Annotated in this window: 6 protein-coding genes and 1 pseudogene; all 7 read left to right on the top strand. The window is 67.9% G+C overall.

The genetic code is table 11. The annotated features are described in order from the left end of the window. A pseudogene (locus tag D620_RS16650) lies at window positions 1-681 on the top strand (Tellurium resistance); the annotation flags it as partial. A 43-nt stretch (window positions 682-724) separates the two neighbouring features. Then, complete coding sequence (locus tag D620_RS0111215) at window positions 725-1,777, top strand: DUF475 domain-containing protein (RefSeq protein ID WP_017665906.1); 1,053 nt, start codon at window positions 725-727, stop codon at window positions 1,775-1,777. Between the two features lie 57 nt (window positions 1,778-1,834). After that, window positions 1,835-2,413 carry a TerD family protein gene (locus tag D620_RS0111210; RefSeq protein ID WP_026092154.1) on the top strand — a complete coding sequence of 193 codons (579 nt, stop codon included), beginning with the start codon at window positions 1,835-1,837 and terminating at the stop codon, window positions 2,411-2,413. Window positions 2,414-2,484: 71 nt separating this feature from the next. Then, window positions 2,485-3,066, top strand: a complete 582-nt coding sequence (locus D620_RS0111205) for a TerD family protein (RefSeq protein ID WP_017665904.1) — start codon at window positions 2,485-2,487, stop codon at window positions 3,064-3,066. A 12-nt stretch (window positions 3,067-3,078) separates the two neighbouring features. Further along, entirely contained in the window at window positions 3,079-4,260 is a 1,182-nt protein-coding gene (locus tag D620_RS0111200) for a S1C family serine protease (protein WP_017665903.1), read from the top strand. Next, a complete protein-coding gene (locus D620_RS0111195) occupies window positions 4,253-5,410 on the top strand; it encodes a phosphoribosyltransferase domain-containing protein (RefSeq protein ID WP_017665902.1) in 1,158 nt (385 codons plus the stop codon). Before D620_RS0111200 ends, D620_RS0111195 begins: the two co-directional genes overlap by 8 nt. Then, window positions 5,407-6,153 (top strand): hypothetical protein, encoded by a 747-nt coding sequence (locus tag D620_RS0111190; RefSeq protein ID WP_017665901.1) that lies wholly within the window; start codon window positions 5,407-5,409, stop codon window positions 6,151-6,153. The genes D620_RS0111195 and D620_RS0111190 overlap by 4 nt, the downstream gene beginning before the upstream one ends. Window positions 6,154-6,156 lie beyond the last annotated feature (3 nt).

Here is a 6,156-nt window from a genome sequence, read left to right as displayed (position 1 = left end):
GGCGGCGAGGTGGACGAGCCTGCTCCTGCGCCCGCCCCGCCGCCCCCTCCTCCGCCCCCGCCGCCTGCCGCGCCGGTCAGCCTCAAGAAGATCAGCCTCGACAAGGGCAATTCCTCGGTCAGCCTCAAGAAGCAGGGCAGCAGCTTCGGCGAGATCGTGCTCAACCTCAACTGGACCGCGCGCACCCAGAAGAAGGGCTTCTTCGGCGGCAGCCAGCAGCTCGACCTTGATCTTGGCGTCATCTTCGAGATGGCCGACGGCATGGGCGCTGGCTGCATCCAGGCGCTGGGCCGCAGCTTCGGTGCCTATAACCAGCCGCCCTTCATCGAGCTGTCGGGCGATGACCGCACCGGCGCCATCGCTGCCGGAGAGACGATCCGCGTCAACGGCCAGTATTTCGATTACATCCGCCGCATCGGGGTGTTCGCGCTGATCTATGAAGGTGCGCCCGACTGGGCATCGACCGATGGCGTCGTGCGCCTCAACATCCCCGGCCAGCCCGAGATCGAAGTCAGGATGGACGAGGTGGGCAGCCGCGAGCGCCTGTGCGGCATCGCGGTGATCGACAATGTCGGCGGGGAATTGAAGATGAGCCGCCTGATGCGGTTCTACCAGAGCCAGAAGCCGTTCGCCGAGGACATTGGCGTCTATCTGCAATGGCAGCGCGGCAGTAAGGACTAAGTCATTATCCGGCCGTATCACGCGGCCCAAGGGGATCTTTTCGATGTTCAAGCATTTTGGCGGCTCGCTGCTGTTCACTGTCGCCGGGCTTGCGCTCGGCGGCTATTACGGCTGGGTGCAGGCAGGCACGATCGACGGCGTGCTGGCGATGGTGTGGATCTGCGCGGTCCTCGCCGTGCTGGAAGTCTCGCTGTCCTTCGACAATGCGGCCGTGAACGCGAGCGTGCTCAAGGACATGGACCCGGTCTGGCAGCAGCGCTTCCTGACATGGGGTATCGCCATCGCGGTGTTCGGGATGCGGATCGTCTTCCCGCTGGTGATTGTGATGATCGCAGCGCAGATCGGCCCTGTCGAGGCGATCAACCTCGCGCTGAACTCGCCGCGCGAATACCAGACCATCGTCGAAGGCGCGCATATCGGCCTGATGGGCTTTGGCGGCGCGTTCCTCGGGATGGTCGGCCTCAACTACTTCTTCGACAGCGACAAGGAAGTCGACTGGATCGCCGCGATCGAACGCCCGCTCGCCAAGGTCGCCGATATCGAGGCGGTCTCGATCGGTCTCGTGCTGGCGGGCACATGGGCGGTCTCGACCGTGCTGCCGGGCGAGGAGGCGCTGACCTTCATCACCGCCGCCATCGCAGGGCTCCTCACCTATCTCGGCGTCGAGGTCATCAACCACGTGCTCGAACCGCCGACGCCCTCGACGGGTGACGTCGCCAAGGCGGGCTTCGGCGCGTTCCTGTACCTTGAAGTGCTCGATGCGAGCTTCAGCTTCGACGGCGTGATCGGCGCCTTCGCGCTCACCAACAACCTCATCATCATCGCCATCGGCCTTGGCATCGGCGCGATGTTCGTGCGGTCGATGACGATCTACCTCGTGCGCGCCGGCACCTTGAGCGAGTACCGCTATCTCGAGCATGGGGCGTTCTACGCCATCCTCGTGCTGGCGGTGATCATGTACCTCAACACCTTCATGCACATCTCCGAAGTCATCACCGGCCTGATCGGCGCGGTGCTGATCGGGCTCGCCTTCTGGTCCTCGGTGGCCTGGAACAAGGCGAACCCGGACGGCGAGCCGGAGGATGCGCTGGCTTAGGGCTTTCATCACCGGCGGCCACCCCGCGCCGCCAGACTTGGGTAAAGGAGACGAATTATGGCTATCTCACTGTCGAAGGGTGGTAATCTCAGCCTCTCGAAGGAAGCGCCCGGGCTTGATCGCATCATGGTCGGCATGGGCTGGGACGTGCGCGCGACCGATGGTCAGGATTTCGACCTCGACGCCTCGGCCTTCGTCTGCAATGCGGGCGGCAAGGTCCGCAGCGACCTCGATTTCTGCTTCTACAACAACAAGAACGTCGCCGGCGGCGCGGTCGTCCACCAGGGCGACAACCGCACCGGCGAGGGTGACGGCGATGACGAGCAGATCGAGATCACGCTCTCCAAGCTCCCCGCCGATGTCGACAAGGTCGCGGTGGTCGTGACCATCCACGAAGGCGACACCAAAGGCCAGACCTTCGGCCAGGTCTCCAACGCCTTCATCCGCCTCGTCGATGCCAACACCAATGCCGAAGTGGTGCGCTACGACCTGTCGGAAGACGCCTCGGTCGAGACCGCGATGATCCTGGGCGAAGTCTATCGCCACGGGGGCGAATGGAAGTTCCGCGCGGTCGGCCAGGGCTTCAAGGGCGGCCTCGGCCCGCTCGCCGGCCACTACGGCGTCAACATCGGTTAAGGGGCAAGGGGCGCGGCCGGGAGGGGGCATGCCCGCCGGCCGCGCGCTTCTGCAAGCAGGGAATACGGATAATGGCGGTTTCGCTCAGCAAGGGCGGCAATGTGTCGCTCTCGAAGGAGGCGCCGGGCCTCAACGCGGTGGTGGTCGGGCTCGGCTGGGACGTGCGCAGGACCGATGGCGCCGCCTTCGATCTCGACGCCTCGGCCTTCGTGCTGGGGGAGAACGACAAGGTCCTCTCCGACGCCAATTTCGTGTTCTACAACAACAAGACCTCGCCCGATGGCGCGGTGGTCTACAGCGGCGACAACCGCACCGGCGAGGGCGCGGGCGATGACGAGACGATCCTGATCGATTTCGGCAAGCTCACCCCGGCCGCCAAGAAGGTGGTGATCGCGGTCACCATCCACGAGGGCGAGATCAACGGGCAGAATTTCGGTTCTGTCTCCAACGCCTTCGCGCGCGTGGTCAACCAGGCCGACGGCAAGGAACTGGCGCGCTACGACCTGTCCGAGGACGCCTCGATGAATGTCGCGATGGTGTTCGTCGAACTCTATCGCGGCAGCGCGGGCGACATCAAGGTCAAGGCGATCGGCGAAGGCTGGCGCAGCGGCCTTGCCGGGCTCGCGGGCGCGATGGGCGTCAATATCGGGTAGGGCGGCACCGCGATGCAGCCCGCCCAGCCCGGTCAGCGGGTGAAGATCAGCCCCGGGGCCGACTGCCGTATCCATCTGCGCGGGGCAGAGGCACCGCGCATCGCGCTGGCCGCGCTCGGGAAGGATGGCGGATCGGGCGGGCGGGTGCTCGCCTTCGAGCGGATCGACCCTGCGCAGTGGTTCATGGCTGGGATGGCCGAGCTCGAAGGCGATTTCGAGATCGTCGCCTATGTCATGGATGATCGCCACGGCGGCTTTGCCAACCACGCCTATCCGATCGCCTTCGAGGTGGACGGCACCGTCTGGCAGATGCCGCAGCCGACCGAACAGCTCGCCGCAGTGATCCTTGCCGAGGTCTATTCGAAGAACGGCGAGCGGCGGATGAAGCTTTCGAACGAGGGCTTCACTTTCGGCATCGACGCCTATGTGCGCGCGCGCAACATGGCAGGCGTCGATGTGCCCTACCGCAATGCGCCCGGCGTGCCGCTGCCCGGAGGTTTCGGGGGAAGCGGCCCCATTCCCCACCCCGACGGGCGCGGGTTCGCCGAGGGGCAGGGGCGGCCCGCGCCGGTGCCCGGCCAGTTGCTCGGATCGGGCAGCGGGGTGCTGATCGGGCGCGATCTGGTCATCACCAACGCTCATGTGATCGAAGACGGGCAGAAGCTCGAAATCGGCCCGGCGCGCGATATCGCGGTGACGCTGGCGGTCGATCATGTCCACGATCTTGCGCTGCTGCGCTGTGAGACCCGGGGCGAGCCGCTGCCGCTGCGCATCGGATCGCCGCTGTTCCTCGGCGAGGATATCATGGCCGCCGGCTTCCCGCTGATCGACGTGCTCGGCGCGGACCTCAAGGTCACCACCGGCAATGTCTCGGGGTTGACGGGGGGCGGCGGGGACGTGTCGCGCTTCCAGTTCTCCGCCCCGATCGGCTCGGGGTCATCGGGCGGCGCGATCATCGACGAGTTCGGCAATCTGGTCGGCGTCACCTCGGCGAGCCTTGCGCACCAGAACATGCGCGAACGCGGCTCGATCTCGGAGAACGTCAATTTCGGCATCCGCGCCGCGCTGATCCAGGAAATCGCCGCTGCGGCGGGTGCGGAATTGCCGGCGCTCGCGATCTCGACTGACAATCTGCGCCGCAATGTCGTCGCGCGGGCGCGCAGTGCGGTGGTCAGCATCCTCGTCCATGCCTGAACCTGCGCGCGGCCCCGGTGCGGACGGGGAGCGGATCACGGTCCACCTGCCCACGGGCACGCTGGTGCTGTCGGGCCCTTTACCCGGACGGATCGCCCAGCTGTGCGATTTTGCCGCGCGGGCGAACCCGAAGCGCGGCTTCCTGATCGTCTCGAAGGTGCTCGGCCGCCACCTGCCCACGCCGCCTGAGGCTCTCCGCGCCGCCGCCGATGCGCTCGCGGCGCAAATCCCCGCGCTGCCCGGCCCCGTCCTGTTCTGCGGCATGGCCGAGACCGCCACGGGCCTTGCCCAGAGCGTCTGGGCAGCATGGCGCTTGGCGCATCCGGGCAGCGCGAGCGCCTATTTCCAGTCGAGCCGCCAGACGGTGCCGGGCGCGGCCGTGCTGTGCCGCTTCGAGGAAGGCCACAGCCATGCGGCGAGCCACATGGTGCAGGTTGCAGGCGACATCGCGGCGCTGCTCGGCGAGGTGCGCAGCCTTGTCATCATCGACGATGAATGCAGCACCGGTTCGACCTTCCTCGAGGCCGCCGGAGCGCTGACCCGCGCCCTGCCGCAGATCGGGGCGATCGCCTGCGCCAGTCTCACCGACTGGAGCGGGGGTGCATTTATCCCCCGCATGCCCCGCCCCGCGAGCTCCCATTGCCTGATCGCCGGGGCGCTGGAATGGACCCCCGGCGCAGGCCAGGCCGCCGCCAGCCTCGCTGCCACCGCCAACCGCCACGGCACCGCGCCTGCCGCCGGCATGCGCAGCCGCACCGGCCTCCTCGCGCCCGAAGCCGCCACCCGCGCCCCCGTCACCGCCCGCCCGGGCGAGCGCATCACGGTGCTCGGCGATGGCGAGCACGCCTACGAAGCCCTGCTGATCGCCGAGGAGATCGCCGCGCAAGGCGGGATCGCCGCCATCCAGTCGATCACCCGCACCCCCGCCATGCCCGGCCATGCCATGCAAAGCGTCACCACGCTCGGCGACGCCTATGGCTCGGGCGCGACGTGCCATGTCTACAACCTCCTCGCCCACCGCCCCGACCGCATCGTGATCGCCGCCGAGATCGCGGGCGGGCAGGCCGATGAACTGCGCGGCTGGCTCGCCGAAGCGGGTTCTCCTGTCATGGTCGAGACGCTGCTGTGCCGCTATGGCGGGCCCGCATGACCGCGCGCCCCCTCATTCTCGCCGACCTCGACGACAGCCTGTTCCAGACCCGCCCCAAATGCGGCGACTGGGCCGAGGGCGATCTGAGGCTGATGAGCCGCCTCGCCGATGGCACCCCCAGCGGCTTTGCCACCCCGCCGCAGCAGGCGCTGCTCGGCTGGCTGGCGCATGGCGAGCTGGTCCCCGTCACCGCCCGCGCGCGCGACGTGCTCGCCCGGGTCGATATTGCCCAGGCCCCCGCGATCTGCGCCAATGGCGGCTGCATCCTGATGGCGGGCGGCTCCCCCGATCCGGTGTGGCACGCGCGCCTTGCCGCCGAGGCGCAGCGTGCCGAGGCGCCCGCCGCGCTCTATCCCGCGCTGACCTGCGGCCTCGGCGCGGAATACCGCCACTGGATGGTCAGCGAGGACGGGCTCGATCTCTACCTCGTCATCAAGAGCAACACGGGCGACGTCCCCGCCCTGACCGCGCTCGCCGAAAGCCTGACGCCGCGGCTCCCCCAAGGCTGGCGCATCCACGCCAACGGCAACAACCTCGCCTTCCTGCCGCCCTGGCTGAGCAAGCGCGCGGCGGTGCGCTACTACCTCGAAGCGGTCCGCGCCCTGACCCCCGGGCGGCTGGTCATCGCGATCGGCGACAGCTGGTCGGACGCGGGCTTTCTCGACCTTGCCGACATGGCGATGATCCCGACGCAAGCGCAGCTGTGGCAGCACATCGCGCGCGGGCACGAGTGGATCGACTGAGGC

The sequence above is a fragment of the Porphyrobacter sp. AAP82 genome (assembly GCF_000331285.1).
Lineage (GTDB): Bacteria > Pseudomonadota > Alphaproteobacteria > Sphingomonadales > Sphingomonadaceae > Erythrobacter.
Note: the sequence above shows the minus strand (reverse complement) of the source record. Positions and strands in the feature narration are given on the sequence as shown.

Bases quoted from the DNA above. Each gene is read 5' to 3' on its own strand.
- D620_RS0111215 (WP_017665906.1), top strand. From the start codon at position 725: ATGTTCAAGCATTTTGGCGGCTCGCTGCTGTTCACTGTCGCCGGGCTT.
- D620_RS0111210 (WP_026092154.1), top strand. From the start codon at position 1,835: ATGGCTATCTCACTGTCGAAGGGTGGTAATCTCAGCCTCTCGAAGGAA.
- D620_RS0111205 (WP_017665904.1), top strand. From the start codon at position 2,485: ATGGCGGTTTCGCTCAGCAAGGGCGGCAATGTGTCGCTCTCGAAGGAG.
- D620_RS0111200 (WP_017665903.1), top strand. From the start codon at position 3,079: ATGCAGCCCGCCCAGCCCGGTCAGCGGGTGAAGATCAGCCCCGGGGCC.
- D620_RS0111195 (WP_017665902.1), top strand. From the start codon at position 4,253: ATGCCTGAACCTGCGCGCGGCCCCGGTGCGGACGGGGAGCGGATCACG.
- D620_RS0111190 (WP_017665901.1), top strand. From the start codon at position 5,407: ATGACCGCGCGCCCCCTCATTCTCGCCGACCTCGACGACAGCCTGTTC.